Source organism: Zhengella sp. (assembly GCF_041397485.1).
Lineage (GTDB): Bacteria > Pseudomonadota > Alphaproteobacteria > Rhizobiales > Rhizobiaceae > Zhengella.
Map to the genome: position 1 here is coordinate 217,269 of NZ_JAWKWO010000005.1, position 22,379 is coordinate 239,647.

The following is a 22,379-nucleotide window of genomic DNA, read 5'->3' on the forward strand; positions in this document are numbered from 1 at the left end:
TCAGCTTGCCAGGACGACACCAGCATCCGGATCGAAGCTGATCCAGGCGCGGTCACCCCAGGTGAGCGGATTGTCGGAGCCGCGGGCGCTGTTGATCATGGATGCGCGCACGACCTTTCCGGAATCCAGCCTGACATGGATGATGGTCATATCGCCGAGATAGGCGATGTCCCAGACCTCGCCGTCGATGCTGTTGGGCGCAGCGTCCTGTTTCTGCGACATGATGCGGATCTTTTCCGGACGGATGGCGAACCAGGCCGTCTCGCCCTTGCGGGCCGGTCCGGCATTGGCCGCACGGATGGTCAGGCCGTCCTGCCCGGCAATCACCGCGCCATCGGCGCCAAGATCGCTGACCTGGCCCTCGAAAATATTCACGTTGCCGATGAAGTCAGCGACGAAACGCGATGACGGGGCCTCGTAGACCTCGGCCGGCGTCGCTACCTGCTTGATCTTGCCGTGATCCATCACGGCAATGCGGTCGGCCATGGTCATGGCCTCTTCCTGGTCATGGGTCACGACGACGAAGGTCAGGCCGAGATCCTGCTGCAGATCCATCAGTTCGAACTGGGTTTCCTCGCGCAGCTTCTTGTCGAGCGCGCCGAGCGGCTCATCGAGAAGCAGCACCTTGGGCCGCTTGGCGACCGAGCGGGCGAGCGCGACGCGCTGGCGCTGGCCACCGGAAAGCTGGTGCGGCTTGCGCTGGGCAAACTGCTCCAGCTTCACCAGCCGGAGCATCTCCGCCACCCGCTCCTTGATCTGCGGCTTCGGCATGCCATCCTGCCTGAGACCGAAGGCGATGTTTGCCTCCACACTCATATGCGGAAACAGCGCGTAGGACTGGAACATCATGTTGACGGGCCGGCGATAGGGCGGCACGCCACGCAAATCCTGCCCGTCGAGCAGGATTTCACCGGATGTCGGCTCCTCGAAGCCCGCCAGCATGCGCAGGAGCGTGGACTTGCCGCAGCCCGACGCGCCAAGCAGGGCAAAGAACTCCCGCTCATAAATGGTCAAGGTGAGATCGTCGACAGCGGTGAAATCGCCGAAGCGCTTGGTCACGTTGCGAAAGACGATATACGGCCTCGCGTCAGGATCATTCCAGGGCGCAAAGCTCTTGCGGATGCTGCCAAGCGATTTCATCCCCTGATCCCCCTCATGCGGCACAGCGTCCCTTGCGGCGCGCCGCTCTGTACTGGAAGTCTTTCCCGTTTCCGAAAAAACCCGGCGGAACGGTCTCCGCCGGGTTTCCTTGCCTTCGATTACTGGCCGGTGACGACGCGGGTCCAGGCGCGCGTCATGAGCCGCTGTTCCTTGTTGTTCGGCGGCGTCGTGGTGAACAGCTTGTCGGTGGTCTCCTCGTCCGGATAGACGGCCGGATCGCCGATGACTTCCTCGTCGAGCAATTCCTGCGAGGCCTTGTTGCCGTTGGCGTAGTAGACGTAGTTGGATGCCTTGGCGATGACCTCGGGCTTCATGATGTAGTTCAAGAACTCATGGGCCTCGGCGACGTGGGGCGCATCGGCGGGAATCGCCATCTGGTCGAACCACATCTGCGCGCCTTCCTTCGGGATCGAATAGGCGACTTCGACGCCCTGATCGGCCTCGGCGGCGCGGTCGCGGGCCTGGAACACGTCGCCGGACCAGCCGACGGCGAGGCAGATGTCGCCATTGGCCAGCGCGTTGATGTATTCGGACGAGTGGAACTTGCGGATGGAGGGGCGGATCGCCTCAAGCGCGGCCTGCGCGGCCTCGATATCCTCGGCGGTCTTGGAATCGGGATCCTTGCCGAGCCAGTTGAGCGCTGCCGGGATCATCTCTGCCGGGGCGTCAAGCATGTAGACGCCGCAATCGGCCAGCTTGGAAATCTTCTCCGGATTGAAGACAACGTCCCAGCTATTGATGCTGTCGATGCCCAGTGCCTCCTGGACCTTGGCGACATTGTAGCCGATGCCGGTGGTGCCCCACATGTAGTTGATCGAATAGTCGTTGCCCGGATCGTATTTCTCGGTGCGGGCGGCGATCTTGTCCCACATGTTTTCGAGATTGGGCAGTTTCGACTTGTCGAGTTTCTGGAAGACGCCGGCCTGGATCTGGCGGGCGAGGAAGGTGCCGGTGGGCACGACGACATCATAGCCGGTGCCGCCGGCCAGCAGCTTGGTTTCGAGAATCTCGTTGGAATCGAAGACGTCGTAGACGACCTTGATGCCGGTTTCCTTGGTGAAGTCCTCCAGGATCGATTCGTCGATATAGTCGGACCAGTTGTAGACGTTCACAACGCGCTCCTGGGCGGCTGCATTGCCGGCGGCAAGGCCGAGCGCAAGCGCCGAAACGGCGGACATGAACAGGGTGGATCGGGTCATTCTGCTCTCCTCTTCGAAGGGTCGTCCGGCTCTCTTCACGGTATCGCTGCGGCCGGTTCTGATTGAAAGCCTATTGGCCTTTACCGCGTTGCTCAAGCCGGTTTTTCCGGAACGCGGCCTAGAGATAACTGGTGCGTTCCAACGGCGTGATCTCCTGCCAGAAAGCCAGGATTTCAGCCCTCTTGAGATCCTTGAAAACCTTGGCCAGCAAGGGGCCCATGGCGCGGGCGGCGAAACCGCCACGGTCCATCAGTTGAAGCGCGTCGTCCATGTCGTCGGGCAGCGACAGACCGTCCTCGTCATAGGCGTTGCCTTCCACCGGCGGGGGCGGGGGAACGCGCTGTTCCAGCCCTTCCATGATCGCCTCGACGATGGCGGTCATGACCAGGTAGGGATTGGCATCGGCGCCGGCGATGCGATGCTCGATGCGCCGGTTCGCCTCGTTGGAGACCGGGATGCGCACGGCGACCGAGCGGTTGTTCTCCGCCCAGACGGCGCGCGTGGGCGCATAGGAGCCCGGCGTGATGCGGCGAAAGCCGTTCCAGGTGTTGATGAACATCAGCAGGGCTTCCGGCATGGTCTTCAGAAGGCCGGTCACCGCGTATTCCAGGCGCTGGCGGCCGCCCTCGCCGGAGAAGATGTTGATGCCGGCCGCGTCCAGCACGGAGGTATGCACATGCATGCCGTTGCCGGCATATTCGATGAAGGGCTTGGCCATGAACGTGGCCTGCAAACCGTGCGCGCGGGCGCAGCCCATGACGATGCGGCGCAGCTTGATGACGTCGTCGGCGGCGCGCAAGGCATCGTCACGGTGCTTGAGATTGACCTCGAACTGGCCGGGCGCGGCCTCCTTGATGATCGTGTCGATGGGCAGGTTCTGCGCTGCGGCGGCATCGCGGATCATATCGAAAAGCGCGGCATGCTCGGCCAGGTCGTCGAGGCCGTACATGCGCAACCGGTCCGGCCCGCCCATGGCGCCGACGGGCGCCGGCATGCCGTCATCCCAGTCGGTGCCGGGTTCCAGAAGATAGAATTCCAGTTCGAAGGCCACGACCGGAAACAGGCCCCTGGCATTCGCCTCGGCCACCTTGGCCTTCAGCACCTGACGCGGATCGGCCATGAAGGGCTCACCCTCCGGCGTGAATGTCTGCAAGAGGACCTGTGCCGTCTTGCGCTTGGCCCAGGGGACGATGGACAGCGAACCGCGCGTGGCGCGGCAATAGCCGTCCTGGTCGCCGGTCTCGATATGCAGGCCGGTTTCCTCCACCTCACGGCCCCAGACATCCAGCCCGTGCAGCGACATGGGAAAGTTCACGCCCTCCTGAAACGCCTTTTTCAGCGCATCCGCCGGCGCCCACTTGCCGCGCATGACGCCATTGGGATCAACCATCAGGAACTCGACCACCTCCAGGTCCGGATGGGCGGCGACGAAGGTTTCGTATTCGGCCTTGTGTTCCGGGGAGATGAAACCGTCGGGGGTGCCGGTATCGGGTACCATGTTCTTTGCATCCATGCCCTGACCGTTCAGATTGACCGCCGTGGCGGCAGTGACCCCGTGTTCCAAGATGAATACCCGCAATTGTTGACGACGCGCCAGACTGCCCGGGCGCCCGACGATCTGTCAACTCGGCCGCCATCACTTAAGCTCTGTCGAAAAACCTGTTCGGGCGAAACGTCTGGCGCTATGGGTGACGTCATGCCGGTTCCTCCGAACATCCGCCCTGTCCATATCCTGTTCCGCCTTGCCGCGATGGCCGGCGCCGGCTGGCTCCTCGCCATGGTCCTGAACGGCGGCTGGCAATGGCGGCACATTCTGGAGCCGAGCGGCCTGGCCGCCGCCTTGCTGCTGGCGGCGACGCTGGCGGTTGCGCCGCTGCAACGCCTGATGCCCGCAGGGCGTCTGCCGGCAGGGCTGGCGGCCATGCGCCGCGACTTCGGCCTTGCCGCCTTCGGTTTCGCCGCGCTGCACATGGCGGGAACGGTGCTGGCGCTCGGGCGGCTCGACTACGTGATCCAGGGGCTGGCATGGACCAGCATCTGGACGGGCTGGGTGGCCTTCGTCCTGCTGCTGCCGCCTGCCATCTCGTCGGTGCCCGCGATCAGGGCGCGGCTCGGACCATTGTGGAAGCCGGTCCAGCGGCTGACCTGGCCGGCCGCGGCCTTCGCGGCGTGGCACTGGTACCTTCAGACCCGTGGCGGTGGGCTGTTCTGGAGCGTGACGGGCCTTCTGGCCGCGATGGAAGTGGCGCGCATCATGGCAGCGCGCCGCCGGGCTCACTGAAAATCGAATGCGGAGAGCCCGGTCACCATCTCGTCCAGCCCCAGGGGGCGAGTGATCGGCGGCTCGGCGCGGGCAAGGCAGCCGGAGCGTTCGCACAGGCGGCAGGCCGGCCCGACGGGCGTGGCCGGAACCTGGCCGTTCCTGGGCGTGACGCCGGGCACGACGCCCGGCAGCGCGCCGCCATAGATGATCTCATCCTTGAAGGCGATGTCGCAGCCCAGAAGGATGGCGGTGCGGCGCGGCCGCTCGGCAAAGGCGCCCTGCGGGCCTTCCAGCGTGCGCGCCACGGTGAGGAATTCAGCGCCATCGGGCATGACAACGGCCTCGACGAAAATCTGGCCGGGCTGGGTGAAGGCGGCGTGGATGGCAAGCTTGGGACACATGCCGCCGAAGCGCTGCTGGGGGAAACCCTGGGCGCCCGCGCGCCGGAAGCGGTGGCCGGCATTGTCCACCTCCAGCATGAAGAAGGGAATGCCTGCCTGACCCTGCCGCCCCAGCATGGTCAGCCGGTTGGCCGCCTGCTCGAATGAAACGCCAAAGCGCGAGCGGAGCACGTCCATGTCGTATCGCGCCTTCTGTGCCGCCTGCAGAAAGGGCTGGTACGGCATCATCAGCGCATGGGCAGCGTAGCGCGCCATTTCGAAGCGAGCGAGCCGGCGGGCCTCGTCGGTGGACAGTTTGAGCGCCTCGATCTCGCGGGCAATGGCGACATTCATGCGCAGCAGTACCGCCTCCATGGCCACTTCGCGCAGCTGGTCGAAGGGCGAAAGCCGCTCGGACAGGAACAGGCGCTGCGAATGGCGGTCGAAGCGGCGGCGCCAGTTGGGCATGGTCGCGACCGGCAGGACACGCACCGTGATTCCCAGTTCCGTGCGCATCCATGCCTTCAGGGCACCCATCAGGTCGTCACCCGGCTGAAGCAGGCTGGTGAAGGCTTCCGCCTCTTCCTCCAGGACCGGATAGTGATTGGCCCGCGGCTCCAGCACCTCATGCACCTCGTCGATGGGCAGGCGCGCGCCCGACAGGGCGGTGGCATGGCCTTCACGGGCCAGGAGGTCGGAGAGATCGGTCAGCCGTTCGGCCTGTTCGCGATAGGCGCGATAAAGCTTGACGACCGCTGCCGAGACATTCGGCGCGGCCTCGGCGATTTCCATCAGTTCCTGTTCGCCCGGCAGTTCACCGGCAAGCAACGGATCGGCGAACACCTCGCGCAGCGCGGCCAGCGACGCGCCGGTCTCGCCCTGCAATTCGTCAGGGTCGATCTTGTAGACAGAAGCCAGCTTGAGAATGAGCTGGACGGTGAGCGGGCGCTGGTTGCGCTCGATCAGGTTCAGATAGGACGGAGAAATGCCCAGCGCCTCGGCCATTGCCGTCTGGGTCAGGCCCTTGGCATTGCGGATCCGGCGAATGCGGGGTCCGACGAAAATTTTCTGCTCCGCCAAGGCGGCACCCCCACGTTCCAGGCTTTACACAAGTTTACAGATTAGAGCCACATTGTGGATTTTACAAGTTTTACATTCTTACAATGCCATTTCGTCAAAGCCTGTACAGCTTGACCCGATTCAGGCCTCGAAACGGCTGTTTTCCCTCGCATAACGGCGTTGCGATGGCTAGCTTGAACTCAAGGACGCCGCAGACAGGACCGGCCGGTTCGGCTTCTGTTAAAAGCGCAAGGACTTCACAACTGATCCGGCTGCCCGGTGACAAGGAGAGACAGATGGCACCGAAAACGCGAGTCAAGGAACGCGCCGAGGAACAGGCTTCGGCCATGAACATGGACCAGCAGGCGGTGATCCGCATGGTCGCCAACGACCTGCACCGGCTCAACCAGTCGGTGATGAAGGCGGTCGAGGCCGGCGTTTCGGTGGAACTGGTGCGCTCGGCGCGCCATCACTGCGGCAATGGCAATTGGGGCGATCTGCTGATCCCGGTGATCGTGACCAACGGGGGCGCCCCCGGCGAAGAGTGATCCGCCGCATCCCGGCATCCGGGAACAGGTCCCGCAACAGGCCGCGTTCGCAAGGACGCGGCTTTTTGCGTCATCCGTGATCACGTTTTTATTAAATTACAGATTGCATTCTGGCAACCCGATACAACATGGTTTAAAGAGCCCGCGCTAGATATTCCGGGCATACATTTCGAAGCGAAGTTTCAACCATGACATCGGGCAAATTTTCCTACGGGCTCAGCATCTCAATGTCCGGGCAGCCGGCCTTTCGCAAACGCACAGGGGGCGGCGTTCTCGTCATGACGGCGGACGCGGTCAGCCGGATCGTCATCGAGGGCACGCTGCGGCGCATGGGCATTGCCTGCCGCTCGCTCGACATGGCGGCGCTGGCCCCTGTCGCCGATGGCGAGATGCCGGACCTGGTCATCCTCGATTGTACGAGGGCGGCTGACTTGTGCCGACGCCATGCCGGCATCCTGGCGGGACGCAACCGGGCGAAGCTGATCGTCATCGGTGACGAAACCGTGCCGGAAGATGTGCCCGCCGACATGATCCTGCGCAAACCGATCATTCCCGACCGGCTGGAACAGGCCGTTTTTTCCCTGCTCGGCACACAAGACTAGGCCCCCCTTCCCTTTCTGTCGCTCCATCTCCTATATTCGCACCGTCTCAACCAGAACCGGTGATGTATGGCTTCCGAAAAAAGGGATGTGCGCGAAACGTCGGCAAGGCGTGCCCGGCCGCCGAAATTCGTCAACAATCTGCGTGGCGTGAAATCGTGGAAAGAGGCAGACGGCTGGCTCGAATGGCGCGGGATCGAGGACATCGAGTGCATCACGCCCGACCAGGCCGGCGTTGCACGCGGCAAGATGATGCCGTCGAAGAAGTTCACGTCCAACACGTCTCTGGCGCTGCCTTCCGCCATCTTCATGACGACAATCTCAGGGGACTATCCGGAGGAGAGCGACACATTCCGCTATCCCGAGGATGACGGCGACCTCAAGCTGATGCCGGATCTCTCCACGCTGGCGGTGGTGCCATGGGAGAGCGACCCGACGGCGCAGGTGATCTGCGACATGGTGCATCAGGACGGACGCGAGGTGGAATTCGCGCCGCGCAACGTGCTCAAGCGGGTGATCCGGGCCTATGAGGCCATCGGGCTGAAACCGGTCGTGGCGCCGGAGATCGAGTTCTATCTCGTCTCCAAGAACACCGATCCGGACTACCCGCTGACGCCGCCGCTGGGGCGTTCGGGCCGGCCGATCGGCGGCGGACAGGGCTATTCCATCGCCGGCATCAACGAATTCGACGAATTGATCGACGACATCTATCACTTTTCGGAAGGCCAGGGGCTGGAAATCGACACGCTGATCCACGAAGAGGGCGCCGGACAGCTCGAGATCAACCTGCGCCATGGCGACCCGGTGGAACTGGCCGACCAGGTGTTCATGTTCAAGCGCACCCTTCGCGAAGCCGCGCTCAAGCACGACATGTACGCCACCTTCATGGCCAAGCCGATCCAGGGCCAGCCCGGCTCGGCCATGCACATCCACCAGTCGATCATCGACAAGGAGACCGGGCGCAACATCTTCACCAACGAGGATGGCTCGGAGAGCGAAGCCTTCCGCCATTTCATCGGCGGCATGCAGCGGCATGTGCCCAACGCGCTGGTCATGTTCGCGCCCTATGTCAATTCCTACCGGCGACTGACCAAGGGGGTGACTGCTCCGGTCAACGTGGAATGGGGCTATGACAACCGGACGACCGCCTTCCGCATTCCACGCTCCGACCCGGCGGCGCGACGGGTGGAGAACCGTATCCCCTCCTCCGACGCCAATCCTTACCTGGCGCTGGCGGCTTCGCTGGCCTGCGGCCTGATCGGGATGCGGCAGAAGCTGACGCCGAAGGAACCGGCAGGCCACTCGGCCAACGAGGCCGACATCGAATTGCCGCGCGGCCTGATCGAGGCAACGGCGCTGTTCGAGGCCGATACGGCGCTGGGCGAACTGCTGGGCGGCAGCTTCGTGGGCACCTATGCCGCCATCAAGCGCGGCGAGTTCGAGACCTTCATGCAGGTGATCAGCCCGTGGGAACGCGAGTTCCTGCTTCTCAACGTCTGACCGGAAATCCCATCATGGTGCATACGAGCGCGATTTCGCCCGGCTTGTCCTGGTACGAGGCCACGGCCGGCGAGCGGCCGGACTGGCCGCCACTCAAGGGCGACCACACTACCGATGTCATCGTCATCGGCGGTGGCTTCACCGGGCTGTCGGCGGCTGCGCAACTGGCGAAGGACGGGATCGGCTGCATCCTGATCGAAGGGCACCGGGTCGGCGACGGCGCGTCAGGCCGCAATGGCGGGCAACTGGGCACCGGCCAGAGGGCCTGGGCGGAGGAACTGGAAGCGGAAATCGGGCTGGAGCGGGCGCGCGCGCTGTTTGCCATCGCCGAGGATGCCAAGACGCATCTCATGGATTTCGCCCGCATCCACCAGATCGACATCGAATACATGCCGGGACAGATGTCCGTGGTGCACAAGCCGCGCTACCTCGACGATTTCCGCGCCCATGCCAGGCTCATGGCCGAGCGGTTCGACTATCGGCATATCCATTTCATGGACAAGGCGGAGACCGCCGAACGGCTGGGCTCGACGCGCTATCACGGCGGCATTCGCGACATGGGCACCGGGCACATCCATCCGCTCAAGCTGGTCATCGGCACGGCAAGGGTGGCGGCGCAGAGCGGCGCGGCCATTCACGAGAACACGCCCGCGCTTTCCATCGCCCGTGAAGGGGGCAAGGTGGTGGTGACCACGCCGGACGGCACGATCCGCGCCGACCGCTGCCTTCTCGCCACCAATGCCTATGGCGAAAAACTGGAGCCGGTTTCTGCCGCCCATATCATGCCGATCCGCTCCTTCATCGGCGCGACGGTTCCTCTCGGTGACGATACCAGCGTCATTCCGGGCAATGAAAGCGTGGACGATTCGCGCTTCGTCGTGCGCTATTTCCGCAAATCGCGCGACGGACGGCTGCTGTTCGGAGGGCGCGAGGCCTATACGGCGGAAGAGCCGAAGGACATCTCGACCCATGTGCGCAAACAGATCGCCGAGATCTACCCGGCCTTGCGCGACATCGAGATCACCCATGCCTGGGGCGGGTCGGTCGGCATCACCATTCCGCGCAAGCCCTTCGTGCGCGATGTCATGCCCGGTGTCACCGCAATCGGCGGCTTCTCGGGCCATGGCGTGCTGCTGTCCAACCATACCGGCCGGCTCTATGCCGAGGCCGTGGCGGGCAAGGACGACCGGCTGCGCCACTATCGCGACCTCAAAATCCCTGCCTTCCCCGGAGGGCGCCTGTTGCGCAAGCCGCTGCTGCTGGCGGCGATGACATGGTTCTCGATGCTGGACCGCATCTGACGCCGCGCTCCCGCATCGAACCTCGTCCGGGCAGGAACCGGAGGCGAAACCGGGCACCACTTTCGCTGGCCTTGCCCTGCTCGACCGCATCTGAACCTTCTGACGCCGCGCTTCCGCATCGAACCCCGTCCGGGCAGGAACCGGAGGCCGAGGCCGATCAGATCCGGCGCACGATCACCGATCCGGCCGAATAGCCGGCGCCGAAGGAGCAGATGACGCCGAGGCTGCCAACCGGCAGGTCCGCGCTATGCTGGGCGAAGGCGATGATCGACCCGGCAGAGGACGTATTTGCGTATTCCTGCAGGATGTTGGGCTGTTCCCCCGGTTCCGGCACGCGGCCAAGCACCCTCTGGCCGATCATGTCATTCATGCCCTTGTTGGCCTGGTGCAGCCAGAGCCGCGCCAGATCTGACGGGGCGATGGTCTCGTCTTCGAGATGCGACAGCATCATCTCCGACACCCAGGGCACGACCTGTTTGAAGACCTTGCGGCCCTCCTGGTAGAAGCGCATGTCACGCCGGTCGTCCATCTGGTCGTGGCATGGCCGCAGAAAGCCGTTGTTGTTGCGGATGTTGTTGGAAAACATGGTGCGGCAGCGCGTCGACAGGATTTCCCAGCCGCCATTCGCCGCCGCATCGGCACGCTCCAGCAGGACCGCCGTGCAGACATCGCCGAAAATGAAATGGCAATCGCGATCGCGCCACTCCAGGTGTCCCGAGGTGATTTCCGGGTTCACCATGAGGATGGCGCGTGCCGAGCCGGATCGGATCATGTCGGCGGCGGCCTGGATGCCGAAGGTGGCGGACGAGCAGGCGACATTCATGTCGAAGGCAAAGCCGCCAATGCCGAGCGCCTGCTGGATCTCGATGGCAATCGCCGGATAGGCGCGTTCATGGTTGGAGGCCGCGCAAATGACCGCGTCCACGTCCTCCGGCTGCCGGCCTGCCATGGCGAGTGCCTGGCGGGCGGCATCCAGCGCGATTTCCGCCATGATCGACAGGTCGTCGTCGCTGCGCGGCGCAAGGCGCGGATACATCCGGTCGGGGTCGAGCACGCCTTCCTTTTCCATGACGTGACGGCGCTCGATTCCGGAGGCCTTGAGAATGAATTCCTCGCTCGACATGGGCTTGGCGGCCAACTCGCCACGCGCTATCGCATCGGCATGGGCCTCGTTGAAGCGGCGCGCATGCTCGTTGAACGACGCGACGAGTTCGGCATTGGTGATGACGGCTTCCGGCGTGAAGACGCCGGTGCCGGTGATGGCCACTGCATGCATGGCTTGCCCCCTTGCCTCGCCGCTCACACGCAGCGTCCGCCATCGACTTCCAGCGCGACGCCGGTGATGAATCCGGCTTCGTCGGAAGCCAGCCACAGCGCGGCATTGGCGATATCGAGCGGCGTGGAGAAACGGCCGAGCGGGATGACCGACTTGAACTTCTCGCGGATCTCGGGCGTGTCCTCGCCCATGAAGGAGGCCAGCATCGCGGTCTCGCCCGCCACCGGGCAGAGCGCGTTGACGCGGATGTTCTTCGGCGCAAGTTCCACGGCCATGGATTTCGTGGCGGTGATCGCCCAGCCCTTGGAGGCATTGTACCAGGTCAGGTTCGGACGCGGGCGCAGGCCGGCCGTGGAAGCAGTGTTGATGATCGAGCCGCCGCCCTGGCGCTCCATGATGGGGACCACCAATTGGGTGGAATGATAGATCGCCTTCATGTTGACGGCCGTGATGAGGTCGAACGTGTCCTCGTCGACATCCAGCAGCGAGCCGTTCCTGTGGGTGAAGCCGGCATTGTTGACCATCACGTCGACACGGCCGAAGGCCTGGAGCGCCGCCTCCACCATGGCCTCGATCTCATCGCGCAAAGCCACATCGACCGTGACCGGAATGGCCGCGTCGCCGATTTCGGAGGCGACGCGCTCCGCGCCCTTGGCGTTGAGATCGGCGACGACCACCTTCGCCCCCTCTTCGGCAAAGCGCCTGGCCATTCCCTCGCCGAAACCGGACGCGCCGCCGGTAATGATCGCGACCTTGTCTTGCAGGCGCCCCATGGATGTCTCCTTCCCGTCTCCGGCCTGTTGCAAGGGCCGGTTCATGCTGGTTCAGCCGTGGTTGAACACGACCGTCTTCGTTGCGGACATGTCGTAGAGGGCCTCGAAGCCCTTCTCGCGGCCATGGCCCGATTTCTTGAAACCGCCAAAGGGCAGTTCGATGCCGCCGCCCGCGCCATAGCCATTGACGAAGACCTGGCCTGCGCGCACGCGCTTGGCGACGCGGTGCTGGCGGGCGCCGTCCGCCGTCCAGATTCCGGCGACGAGACCGAATTCGGTGCTGTTGGCAAGCCGGACCGCCTCCTGCTCGCCATCGAAGGCGAAGAGCGACAGGACGGGACCGAAAACCTCTTCCTGGGCAATGGCCGCCTGCGGGTCCACCGAGCCGAACAGGGCGGGTGCGGCATAATAGCCGCTGTCCGGCGCCTCCGGCGAAATGCGCCCGCGGGCCAGAACCGGCACACCGGCCTCTTCTGCCGCGGCAATGAAACCGGCAACGCGGTCGCGCTGCTTTTCGTTTATCATCGGGCCGAGATCGAGATCGGCCTGGTGCGGACCGGCGACCAGCGCGGAAAAGCGTTCGGCCAGCGCCGAGGCAATGCGCTCGTAGACCGGCGTCTCGATGAGGATGCGGCTGCCCGCCGAACAGGTCTGGCCGCCGTTCTGGATAATGGCGTTGACAAGCACCGGCAGGGCGGCATCGAGGTCGGCGTCGGCAAAGACGATCTGTGGCGATTTTCCGCCAAGCTCCATCGTCACGCCGCGGTTGTTGATGGCGGCGGCCTGCTGGATGCGCGTGCCGGTCAGCGTCGATCCGGTGAAGGTGACGTAGTCGACACCGGGATGGGCCGAAAGCGCCGCGCCGGCGGTGGCGCCATAGCCGGTCACAACATTGAACACGCCCTCCGGAAAACCGGCTTCAAGGGCAAGTTCGGCCATGCGGATGGCGGTCAGCGAGGCGTCCTCGGCCGGCTTGACCACCAGCGTATTGCCCATCGCCAGCGCCGCGCCGGCCACGCGGGCAAGGATCTGCAGCGGGTAATTCCACGGAATGATGCCGGCCACGACACCATGCGGCTCGCGCAGGGTCAGCGCCGTGTAACCGTCGAGAAAGGGGATCGTGTCGCCGTGGACCTTGTCGGCCGCGCCGCCGTAGAACTCGTAATAGCGCATGGTGGCCGTGACATCGGCCTTGCCCTGGCGCACCGGCTTGCCGGTATCGCGGCTTTCCAGCGCTGCCAGTTCGTCGCCGTTTTCCTCGACCAGGCGGAACAGTTTCGTCAGCAGACGCCCGCGTTCGACCGCCGGCATGCGGCTCCACGGTCCCTCGTCGAATGCCTTGCGCGCGGCGTTCACGGCACGATCGACGTCTGCCTGGCCGGAAGACGGGATGGTGGCGAAGGCAGCGCCGTCGGACGGGCAGACCACGTCGATACGTTCGCCCGAGACCGCATCCACACGCTGGCCGTCGATGACATTCATGAAGGCCATGCCCTGGGCGACCGTCGTGGCCGGATGAGCACCCATGATGTTTCTCCCGTCTTCGTTCTTCCCGGCCCGGCCGGTTTACAGGGCAGCGACTTGAAACGCTTCCACGCATGCTGTCAAGCAAGCAGGGCACTGGCAGGGCGGAAAAAACGGGAGGCGCCCCCTGTTCTTTTTAAATCGATTAGATTATAGAGGACGCAGCGTTGAGAAGCGGACACCATGACCAGCACGATCATTCCCGTCGATCCTTTCGACTTCATCATTTTCGGCGCCACCGGCGATCTTGCCGAGCGCAAGCTGCTGCCGGCCCTCTACCAGCGCCAGCGCGACGGGCAGTTCTCGGAACCCAGCCGCATCATCGGCGCGTCGCGTTCTCCGATGAGCGATGACGCATTTCGCGGCCATGCCCGGCAGGCGCTGGAACGCTTTGTCGGCCCGGCGGAACGCGACGAGGCGGAAATCGCCCGCTTTCTCGACCGGCTTTCCTATGTATCCGTCGATGCGACGGGCGACAGCGGCTGGGCCGACCTGGCGGCCAGGCTCGACGATCCGGCGCGCATCCGCGCCTTTTACCTGGCTGTCGGGCCGGCGATCTTCAGCGACATCGCACGGCGCATCCGCGATCATGGCCTGGCGAACGCGCAGACACGGATCGTCGTGGAGAAGCCCATCGGGCGCGACCTGGCTTCCGCACAGGCGCTCAACGACACGATCGGCTCGGTTTTCGACGAGAGCCAGATCTTCCGCATCGACCACTATCTCGGCAAGGAAACGGTGCAGAACCTGATGGCGCTGCGCTTTGCCAATGCGCTGTACGAGCCGCTGTGGAACTCGGCGCATATCGACCACGTGCAGATCACGGTTGCCGAAAGCGTCGGGCTGGAGCAACGGGCCGGCTACTATGACAAGGCCGGCGCCCTGCGCGACATGGTGCAGAACCACCTGATGCAGCTTCTCTGCCTGGTGGCGATGGAAGCGCCGGCATCGCTGGATGCCGATGCCATGCGCGACGAGAAGCTGAAGGTGTTGCGCTCGCTGGTGCCGCTCACCGGCACGGACGCCATTCGCCAGACGGTGCGCGGGCAGTATCGCGCCGGCGCGTCGGCCGGCGGGGCCGTTTCGGGCTATCTGGACGAGCTCGGCGATCCATCCAGCACCACGGAAACCTTCGTGGCGCTGAAGGCGGAAATCGCCAACTGGCGCTGGGCCGGCGTGCCCTTCTACCTGCGCACGGGCAAGCGGCTGGCCTCGCGGGTGTCGGAAATCGTGGTTCAGTTCAAGCCGGTGCCGCATTCCATCTTCGAGCCGGCGGCCGGCATCGTCCATGCCAACCAGCTCGTCATCCGGTTGCAGCCGGACGAAGGCGTGAAACAGTGGATCATGATCAAGGATCCGGGTCCGGGCGGCATGCGCCTGCGCCATGTGCCGCTGGACATGAGCTTTGCGCAATCCTTCAATGTGCGCCATCCTGATGCCTATGAACGGCTGCTGATGGACGTGGTGCGCGGCAACCAGACCCTGTTCATGCGGCGCGACGAGGTGGAAGCGGCCTGGCGCTGGATCGACCCGATCCAGCAAACCTGGGCGGAGCGGCCGGACGATGTGCATGGCTACACGTCGGGCACATGGGGGCCGTCGTCCTCCATCGGCCTGATCGAAAGGGACGGACGCACATGGCACGAGAGCATCTAGCCGACACGCCTTCGCCCGCCGGCAAGAGCTGGCACGAATTCGCCGGGCCGGACGCGCTGGCGCGCACGCTGGCGCGGCGCGTGGCCGGCGTGCTGTCACTGGCGGTCGAGCAAAAGGGCCATGCCGTGCTGGCCGTCTCGGGCGGCACGACGCCCGGCCGCTTCTTCGACTGCCTGGCGGAAGAACCGATCGCCTGGAACAAGGTGACCGTGACGCTGGTGGACGAGCGCTTCGTGCCGATGTCATCCAACCGCTCCAATGCGCGGCTCGTGACCATGCGCCTGCTGCAGAAAGCGGCGGCCCGGGCCTCCTTCGAAGGATTGTATGAAGCGGCCGGAACGGCCGATGCGGCAGCCGAGGCCATGAACCAGCGGCTGATGCGGCTCATTCCGCCACCCTTCGACGCCGCGATCCTGGGCATGGGGCCGGACGGGCATACCGCCTCCTTCTTTCCCGACGCGGCGGAACTGAAGAGCCTGATCGATCCCCAGGCGGAACCGGGCATCCGTGCGGTGCATTCGGACAGTGCCGGCGAAGCCCGTCTGACATGGAACCTGGCGGCGCTGGCCAGCGCATCGCTTCTGGTCCTGCATATCGAGGGACTGGAGAAGAAGGACGTCGCGCTGCGCGCCACCGAACCGGGTTCGGAGACCATGCTTCCGGTCGCCGCCCTTTTCGAACATGCGAAAACGCCCGTTCAGATCTACTGGTCGCCGGGCGGAAAGGCCTGACATCATGACTGCCGCACAGACCATCCGCGCTGTCACGCAGCGCATCCGCGAACGCTCGAAGGCCGGCCGTGAAGCCTATCTGGCGCGGGTTGACGAAGCCGCGGCCAGGGGCGTGCACCGGGCGCAGCTCGGCTGTGCCAACCTGGCGCATGGCTTCGCCGCCTGCAATGCCGGTGACAAGGCAGCGCTGGCAGGCGACGCGGTGCCCAATCTCGGCATCATCACCGCCTATAACGACATGCTGTCGGCACATCAGCCGCTGGAAAGCTTTCCGGCGCTGATCCGGCAGGCGGCGCGCGAAGCCGGCGGCGTGGCGCAGGTTGCCGGCGGCGTTCCGGCCATGTGCGACGGCGTGACCCAGGGCCAGCCCGGCATGGAGCTGTCGCTGTTCTCGCGCGACGTGATCGCCATGGCGGCTGCAATCGGCCTGTCGCACAACATGTTCGATGCGGCCGTTTTCCTGGGCGTCTGCGACAAGATCGTGCCCGGCCTGACCATCGCGGCGCTGACCTTCGGCCATCTTCCGGCTGTCTTCATCCCGGCCGGGCCGATGACGTCGGGCCTGCCCAATGACGAGAAGGCGCGGGTGCGCCAGCTTCATGCCGAGGGCAAGGTGGGCCGCGCTGAATTGCTGGAGGCAGAATCGAAATCCTACCATGGGCCGGGCACCTGCACCTTTTACGGCACGGCCAATTCAAACCAGATGCTGATGGAGATCATGGGCCTGCACACGCCCGGCTCTTCCTTCATCAATCCGGGCACGCCACTGCGCGATGCCCTGACGAAAGAGGCAGCGAAACGGGCCCTGGCGATCACGCAGTCCGGCAATGAGTTCACACCCGTGGGCCGCATGATCGACGAGCGCTCGATCGTCAATGGCGTGGTCGGGCTGAATGCCACGGGCGGCTCCACCAACCACACCATCCATCTGATCGCGATGGCCGCGGCTGCGGGTATCCGGCTGACATGGCAGGACATTTCCGACATTTCCGACGCCACGCCGCTGATCGCGCGGGTTTATCCGAACGGGCTGGCCGACGTGAACCATTTCCACGCAGCCGGCGGCATGGGCTACCTGATCGGCCAGTTGCTTTCGGCCGGCCTGCTGCATGAGGACGTGCGCACGGTCTGGGGCGAAGGGCTGGATGCCTATGCCATCGAACCCCGGCTGGGCGAGAACGGCACGGTACTGCGCGAACGGGCGCCGGATACAGCGCATGATCCCAAGGTGCTTTCCACGGTCGCCGCCCCGTTCCAGCCCACAGGCGGGCTTTGCGTGCTCAGGGGCAATCTGGGCGAGGCCGTCATCAAGGTTTCGGCCGTGAAGCCGGAGCGGCAAGCGATCACGGCGCCGGCGCTGGTCTTCGACAGCCAGGAGGCGTTGCAGGCCGCCTTCAAGGCCGGCGAACTGAACCGCGATTTCGTGGCGGTGATCCGCTACCAGGGGCCGAAGGCCAATGGCATGCCGGAATTGCACAAGCTGACGCCGCCCCTCGGCGTGCTGCAGGACCGGGGTTACAAGGTGGCGCTGGTAACCGACGGGCGCATGTCGGGCGCTTCCGGCAAGGTGCCGGCGGCCATTCACGTCACGCCCGAAGCGCTGGACGGCGGCATGATCGCGCGCATCCGCGACGGCGACATGATCGCGCTTGATGCGCGGGCCGGCACGCTGGAAATCCTGGTGGATGCCGGCGAACTGGCCGCACGCGCGGTCGAGACGCCCGATCTTTCGGGCAACGAGCACGGCATGGGCCGCGAATTGTTCGCCAGTTTCCGCCACGCGGCCGGGCGGGCGGATGCAGGCGCCACGGTGTTCGGCCCCTAGGCGCCAGGGCGGGAATTGCACCGCATTTACGCTTCCTTAGCCTGCGCCCGTTAACCTTCGCGACGGACGGTCACTTCCGACAGCGGTGCATGAAGCGCCTGCGGCCGCCCGCTGCTTCTGGCAAGCATGTTTCGCACCATAACCCGCCTTCGCTGACGCAGCATTGGGCGCGAAGGCCGTGGAGACTGCACGATGGCTGGCAAAAAGCCCGCAAAGCCGGAAAAGGACAAGAAAGCCGCCGGCAAAGGCGACGGCGCAAGCAGCGGCGGCATCATGGCGCTGATTCCGAAGATCATGGGCGCATTATCGGTGACGTCCGGGGCCGTGCTGCTGGCAGGTCTGTACGATGTGGGCCATGTCGGCCTGGTGCACATGCTTGAAGGTTTCGCCATCGTGCTCGTGCCGCTGTACCTCGCCGGTGCGCTGGCCGCCATTTTCATGGGTGGCCATGCGGCTGCACCGGGCCAGGGCGGCGAAGGCGTGGAAGGCGGGCTGGCCGAGCAGATTCAGGAATTGCAAGGCAAGGTGAATGCCCGCCTGTCATCTTTCCAGAGCACGCTGGACGTGATGACGGGGCAGGACTACGAGAAGACCCTGGCTGAAAACCGGGAACTCAAGGCCCAGCTCGACGCCATCCGGGCCGCGGAGAAGGAGCAGATCGACCAGCAGGTGGAAATGCTGCGCGCCAAGAATGCGGAACTGGAAGAACAGATCCGCAAGTGGGCGATCCAGTCCGTGGGCAACGCCATCAATGGCAGCAATGGCGACGGTGACAACGGCGACTCGGTGAACGTGGCCGCCTGACCGGCAACCCGTTTTCACCTGTCATGCGGGGCGCTCAGAAGCGCGGCGGCTCGACGCCGGCCCCGCGGCAGGCCGACACCAGCGTATTGGCCATGAGCATCGAAATCGTCATCGGACCGACGCCGCCCGGCACGGGCGTGATGGCCCCGGCCACGGCGCTGGCCTCCTCATAGGCGACATCGCCCACGAGGCGGGTCTTGCCCTCGCCCTTTTCCGGCGCGGGAACACGATTGATCCCGACATCGATGACCGTTGCACCCGGCTTGACCCAGTCGCCGCGCACCATTTCGGGCCGGCCCACCGCGGCAACCAGGATGTCGGCGGTGCGGGCCAGCGCCGGCAGATCCCGCGTGCGGCTGTGCGCGACGGTCACGGTGCAATTGGCGGCCAGAAGAAGATGGGCCATCGGTTTGCCGACGATGTTGGAACGGCCGACGACGACAGCGTTCAGGCCGGAGAGGTCGGTGCCCAGTGCCCGTTCGATCAGGATCATCGAGCCGGCCGGCGTGCAGGGCACGAAGGCCTGGTCCAGTTCGCCTGTCGCGAGGCGTCCGACATTGATGAAGTGGAAACCGTCCACGTCCTTGTCCGGGTCGATGGCCTGGATGACCTTGCCGGAATCGATATGGCCGGGCAGCGGCAATTGCACGAGGATGCCATGGATCAAGGGGTCGGCATTGAGATCGGCGATCAGCGCGAGGAGATCATCCTGCGAGGTCGATTCGGGCAGGTCGTGCTGGACCGAGTGAAAGCCGCATTCCCTGGCGCGTTTCGACTTGGACGCGACGTAAACCTGCGAGGCCGGGTCTTCGCCGACGATGACGACCGCCAGGCCCGGCGTGACGCCAGTGCTGGCGACCAGTTGCGCCGTTTCCGCCCTTACCTTCGCTGCGACATCCGCCGCGATCGCCTTGCCGTCGATGATGGTTGCCATGTGCCGGTCCTCGTCTTCGATTTGTCCGAGGGGGCTAGCATGTCCGCGCGCCGCTTTCATCTCTTGAATGCGACACGCCCATGCCGTTTCGGCAAGATTGTCAGGAGGCGCGGCGGCGGCGGCCGGCCGATGCGCTCTCGACGCGATGGCGCAGCGTCTGCAATGCCGCGCGCAACTGGCGCACTTCCGCGTCCACGGACGGGTCGTGCCCCTGCTGATTCAGAGGCCCGGGGGGTGCCGGCATGACCGGCTGCGCCGGTGCGGGATACGGAACGTCATATGCGCCCGGATGCACCGGCGGAGCAGCGGGCGGCATGGCATGCGGCCAGTGCCAATATGCCTGAGGCGGCACGGGCGGCATCCCAACCTGGCCATAACCGCTCCAGTGAGCGCCCGGCATGGCCGGCACCGGCGCGGACGGCATGATCTGCCCGGCCGCTGGCCAGGCCGGTGGAGGCGCGCCATGGCATGGCGCTGCTGGCCAGCCAGAAGCGGGATATCCGGCCCAGCCTGCCGGCGAACCGGGTATGCCGGGCGCGGCGACCTGCTGATATGCAGGTGCCATGGCTTGCGACGGCCCGGACGGGGCCGAGGGCGCGGCCTGCCATCCGGAGGGCAAATGTTCCGTGTCGCGCGGAACCGACTGGCCTTCGGCAGGCGCCGAAGCCGGATGCGGCGGCTGGACCGGCCCCGGATCCGGCGCCGCCGGCATTCGCTGGCCGGTGCGCTCACGCAGCAGCGCCGTTGCCGCAGCCGCCCAGGCCGGTTGCGGCGCTGGCGCATCGTTTATCCTGTCCGGTGATTCATCCGGCTGCGGGGTGCGGCGCTTCATGCGTCCCTGCCCCGGCGGGGGCGGCAGCGGGCCTTCCTCGGGGCCGCTCCTGCGGGCCTGCAAGCGCGACGCACGCGGCATGATGGCCGCCCTTCCACCGAACGCGGCCAGCACGCCGCGCAACGCGCCAAGGCCGATACCCGCCACGAAGCCGAGCATGGTGAAGACGACAGCGATCATGGAGCGGGACGGCCCCGTCGGCAGCAATGCCGGTGTTGCCGGAGAGATGATCGAGACGTTGGCCGTGTTCAGGCCCTTCTGTTCGGCGGCGTCGCGCGCGCGCAGAAGGTAGTTTTCATAAACCGCGCGTTCGGCGGCGGCGGCGCGCTCCAGTTCGCGCAGTTCGACGAGGCGGTCGGATACAGCCGCCTGGCGTGCCTTGGCCTGGGCCAGCCGGGCTCCCAATTGCTGCTCCTGCTCCACGGCGCGCTTCAGTTCCACCTGGATGGAGGCGACGATGCGGCGCAGTTCGGCGGCGATCTGGCGCCTTGCACCGGCAAGCTGCGCGTCCACCGCCTGCCGTTCCGGGTGGCGCGGCCCGAGGCGCACGGCCAGCGCGTCGGCTTGCTGTGACAGGCGGGCGTATTGCGAGCGCAGTTCGGCCAGAACAGCCGAATTGACATATTCGGGCAAGGAGGCCGTGGCCGCCGCATCCGGATCGACGTCACGGGCGCTGGTGGCGCGGGCCTGAAGTTCGATGGTCTTCGCGCGGGCATTGGAGAGCTGGTCGTTGATCTTGACGATCTGGTCGTCGGAAATCAGGCGGCCCTGGGCATCCACGAGGTCATTTTCAGCCTTGTACGCCTCGACCGCCTGCTCGGCGGCGAACACGCCCTTGCGCAATTCCGCCAGCCGCGAGGTGATCTCGGTTTCGGCCCGGCCAGCCGTATCCGACTGGAGCTGACCCGCCGCCTCGCGATAGACATCCACCAATGTGTTGGCCACGCGGGCGGACTTTTCCGGATTTTTGGTCCGTGCGCTGACATAGATGACGAAGGTCTTGTCGCCGCGCGAGATGTCGAGGCTTTCCGCGAGATTCTCGATGGCCAGCGCGCGGGCGCGATCGCCATCGGCGGCACCGGACCCGCGGCCCGAAACCAGCGAGCGCAGGCTGGAGATCATGCCCCGCAGCGAAATGCCACCGCCCTGGCCATTGAATTCGCTGTCGCGCGCCAGATCCAGCGCGTTGACGACGTCGCCCAGCACCCTGCCGGAATACATCACGCGGACCTGGTTCTCGATGATGGCAAGCGTGGCGTCGGAGGGGAGCCCGCCGGCGGTCAGTTCACGCTCGCCGATCTTGATGTCGCGCGGGTCGACGATGATCTCGGCCGTCGAGACATAATGTTTCGGCGTGCCGAGCGCGACCATGACGCCAAGCGCCGCGCCGGCCAGGGTGGTCAGGACGATGATCCTGCCCGACCCAAGAATGCCGCCGATGACTGCCAGCGGGTCGATCAGAGGCTTCCACGCCTCCTGCGGCTGTTGCCCGGCCATCGTGGCGTGGTCATCCGGTCTGGCGGGCGCAGGCTGATCGGCGGGCGCTTGGTCTTGCCCTCGTTCGCCGGATTGGCCGCCGCCGCGCGACAGACCGGATGAAAAGCGCTGATTGCGGGCGCGGGGCATCCGGTCGAGCGGGCGCGGCGCAACGATATCGTCGAGAAGCGAGCCCGTTCGACCGGGCGACGTGTCACGGTCCTTCTGCCAGCCGCGATCGGAAGCGCCGTTTCCGTCAGCCCGGGGCTCGGCACGCAACGACAACAGCCCCTCACGGGCGGGCCCACGCCGGGTCCGCCCGGCATCCGCCTGCGGGGCGGTGTCGGTTGCGCCGCGCGACAGCAGCGAACGGCGTCTGTTGGAATCATTGGCGTCGCGACGAGTCATGGCTTCCCGGCTTGATCCGTTTCGCGGAGGCGAAAGCGTTAATTCAAGCTAAACAGACAGGGGTAACAAAAGGTTAATTCCGGGCACGGAAGAAAACGTATTTTCGTAGATTAGGAATACATCAACCTCG

General features: G+C 65.3%; 18 protein-coding genes. 9 read left to right on the plus strand and 9 right to left on the minus strand.

What is annotated here, in order from left to right; all coding sequences use genetic code 11:
- The 3 genes from R3D65_RS15920 to R3D65_RS15930 form a co-directional block, all read right to left on the minus strand.
- Complete coding sequence (locus R3D65_RS15920; protein WP_371276244.1) at positions 1-1,140, minus strand: ABC transporter ATP-binding protein; 1,140 nt, start codon at positions 1,138-1,140, stop codon at positions 1-3.
- Between the two features lie 119 nt (positions 1,141-1,259).
- The gene (locus R3D65_RS15925; protein ID WP_371276245.1) at positions 1,260-2,360 is read right to left on the minus strand and encodes a polyamine ABC transporter substrate-binding protein; all 1,101 of its coding nucleotides are present in this window, start codon (positions 2,358-2,360) and stop codon (positions 1,260-1,262) included.
- A 118-nt stretch (positions 2,361-2,478) separates the two neighbouring features.
- Positions 2,479-3,924, minus strand: coding sequence for a glutamine synthetase family protein (locus R3D65_RS15930; RefSeq protein ID WP_371276246.1), 1,446 nt, complete (start codon positions 3,922-3,924; stop codon positions 2,479-2,481).
- Between the two features lie 132 nt (positions 3,925-4,056).
- On the opposite strand from R3D65_RS15930, the gene R3D65_RS15935 reads away from it, so the two are divergent.
- A complete protein-coding gene (locus R3D65_RS15935) occupies positions 4,057-4,641 on the plus strand; it encodes a ferric reductase-like transmembrane domain-containing protein (RefSeq protein ID WP_371276247.1) in 585 nt (194 codons plus the stop codon).
- Here R3D65_RS15935 and R3D65_RS15940 read toward each other — a convergent pair.
- Complete coding sequence (locus R3D65_RS15940; protein ID WP_371276248.1) at positions 4,635-6,083, minus strand: short-chain fatty acyl-CoA regulator family protein; 1,449 nt, start codon at positions 6,081-6,083, stop codon at positions 4,635-4,637. The genes R3D65_RS15935 and R3D65_RS15940 overlap by 7 nt on opposite strands.
- A 275-nt stretch (positions 6,084-6,358) precedes the next feature.
- On the opposite strand from R3D65_RS15940, the gene R3D65_RS15945 reads away from it, so the two are divergent.
- The 4 genes from R3D65_RS15945 to R3D65_RS15960 all read left to right on the plus strand — a co-directional run bounded on the left by R3D65_RS15945 (position 6,359) and on the right by R3D65_RS15960 (position 10,010).
- Positions 6,359-6,610 carry a hypothetical protein gene (locus tag R3D65_RS15945; RefSeq protein WP_371276249.1) on the plus strand — a complete coding sequence of 84 codons (252 nt, stop codon included), beginning with the start codon at positions 6,359-6,361 and terminating at the stop codon, positions 6,608-6,610.
- A 188-nt stretch (positions 6,611-6,798) separates the two neighbouring features.
- Positions 6,799-7,212 carry a hypothetical protein gene (locus tag R3D65_RS15950; RefSeq protein ID WP_371276250.1) on the plus strand — a complete coding sequence of 138 codons (414 nt, stop codon included), beginning with the start codon at positions 6,799-6,801 and terminating at the stop codon, positions 7,210-7,212.
- A gap of 66 nt (positions 7,213-7,278) precedes the next feature.
- Positions 7,279-8,709 carry a glutamine synthetase family protein gene (locus R3D65_RS15955; protein ID WP_371276251.1) on the plus strand — a complete coding sequence of 477 codons (1,431 nt, stop codon included), beginning with the start codon at positions 7,279-7,281 and terminating at the stop codon, positions 8,707-8,709.
- A gap of 14 nt (positions 8,710-8,723) precedes the next feature.
- Positions 8,724-10,010 (plus strand): NAD(P)/FAD-dependent oxidoreductase, encoded by a 1,287-nt coding sequence (locus tag R3D65_RS15960; RefSeq protein ID WP_371276252.1) that lies wholly within the window; start codon positions 8,724-8,726, stop codon positions 10,008-10,010.
- 157 nt (positions 10,011-10,167) lie between these two features.
- Here R3D65_RS15960 and R3D65_RS15965 read toward each other — a convergent pair whose 3' ends face one another.
- The 3 genes from R3D65_RS15965 to R3D65_RS15975 are packed head-to-tail and all read right to left on the minus strand — an operon-like array spanning position 10,168 to position 13,586.
- Positions 10,168-11,286 carry a beta-ketoacyl-ACP synthase III gene (locus R3D65_RS15965; RefSeq protein WP_371276253.1) on the minus strand — a complete coding sequence of 373 codons (1,119 nt, stop codon included), beginning with the start codon at positions 11,284-11,286 and terminating at the stop codon, positions 10,168-10,170.
- A 23-nt stretch (positions 11,287-11,309) separates the two neighbouring features.
- On the minus strand, positions 11,310-12,059 hold the full coding sequence (locus R3D65_RS15970; protein ID WP_371276254.1) for an SDR family oxidoreductase: 750 nt from the start codon (positions 12,057-12,059) through the stop codon (positions 11,310-11,312).
- A gap of 51 nt (positions 12,060-12,110) precedes the next feature.
- Positions 12,111-13,586, minus strand: coding sequence for an aldehyde dehydrogenase family protein (locus tag R3D65_RS15975; protein ID WP_371276255.1), 1,476 nt, complete (start codon positions 13,584-13,586; stop codon positions 12,111-12,113).
- Positions 13,587-13,766: 180 nt separating this feature from the next.
- On the opposite strand from R3D65_RS15975, the gene zwf reads away from it, so the two are divergent.
- The 4 genes from zwf to R3D65_RS15995 all read left to right on the plus strand — a co-directional run bounded on the left by zwf (position 13,767) and on the right by R3D65_RS15995 (position 18,599).
- Complete coding sequence (zwf, locus tag R3D65_RS15980) at positions 13,767-15,239, plus strand: glucose-6-phosphate dehydrogenase (RefSeq protein WP_371276256.1); 1,473 nt, start codon at positions 13,767-13,769, stop codon at positions 15,237-15,239.
- Positions 15,221-15,970 carry a 6-phosphogluconolactonase gene (gene pgl / locus R3D65_RS15985; protein ID WP_371276257.1) on the plus strand — a complete coding sequence of 250 codons (750 nt, stop codon included), beginning with the start codon at positions 15,221-15,223 and terminating at the stop codon, positions 15,968-15,970. The genes zwf and pgl overlap by 19 nt, the downstream gene beginning before the upstream one ends.
- A 4-nt stretch (positions 15,971-15,974) precedes the next feature.
- Positions 15,975-17,795 (plus strand): phosphogluconate dehydratase, encoded by a 1,821-nt coding sequence (edd, locus tag R3D65_RS15990; protein WP_371276258.1) that lies wholly within the window; start codon positions 15,975-15,977, stop codon positions 17,793-17,795.
- A gap of 192 nt (positions 17,796-17,987) precedes the next feature.
- Positions 17,988-18,599 (plus strand): hypothetical protein, encoded by a 612-nt coding sequence (locus tag R3D65_RS15995; protein ID WP_371276259.1) that lies wholly within the window; start codon positions 17,988-17,990, stop codon positions 18,597-18,599.
- Positions 18,600-18,633: 34 nt separating this feature from the next.
- Here the strand turns inward: R3D65_RS15995 and folD are convergent, their stop codons facing one another.
- Together folD and R3D65_RS16005 are read right to left on the minus strand one after the other, a co-directional pair.
- A complete protein-coding gene (gene folD / locus R3D65_RS16000; protein WP_371276260.1) occupies positions 18,634-19,533 on the minus strand; it encodes a bifunctional methylenetetrahydrofolate dehydrogenase/methenyltetrahydrofolate cyclohydrolase FolD in 900 nt (299 codons plus the stop codon).
- Between the two features lie 100 nt (positions 19,534-19,633).
- Complete coding sequence (locus tag R3D65_RS16005) at positions 19,634-22,249, minus strand: GNVR domain-containing protein (RefSeq protein WP_371276261.1); 2,616 nt, start codon at positions 22,247-22,249, stop codon at positions 19,634-19,636.
- Positions 22,250-22,379: the final 130 nt, after the last annotated feature.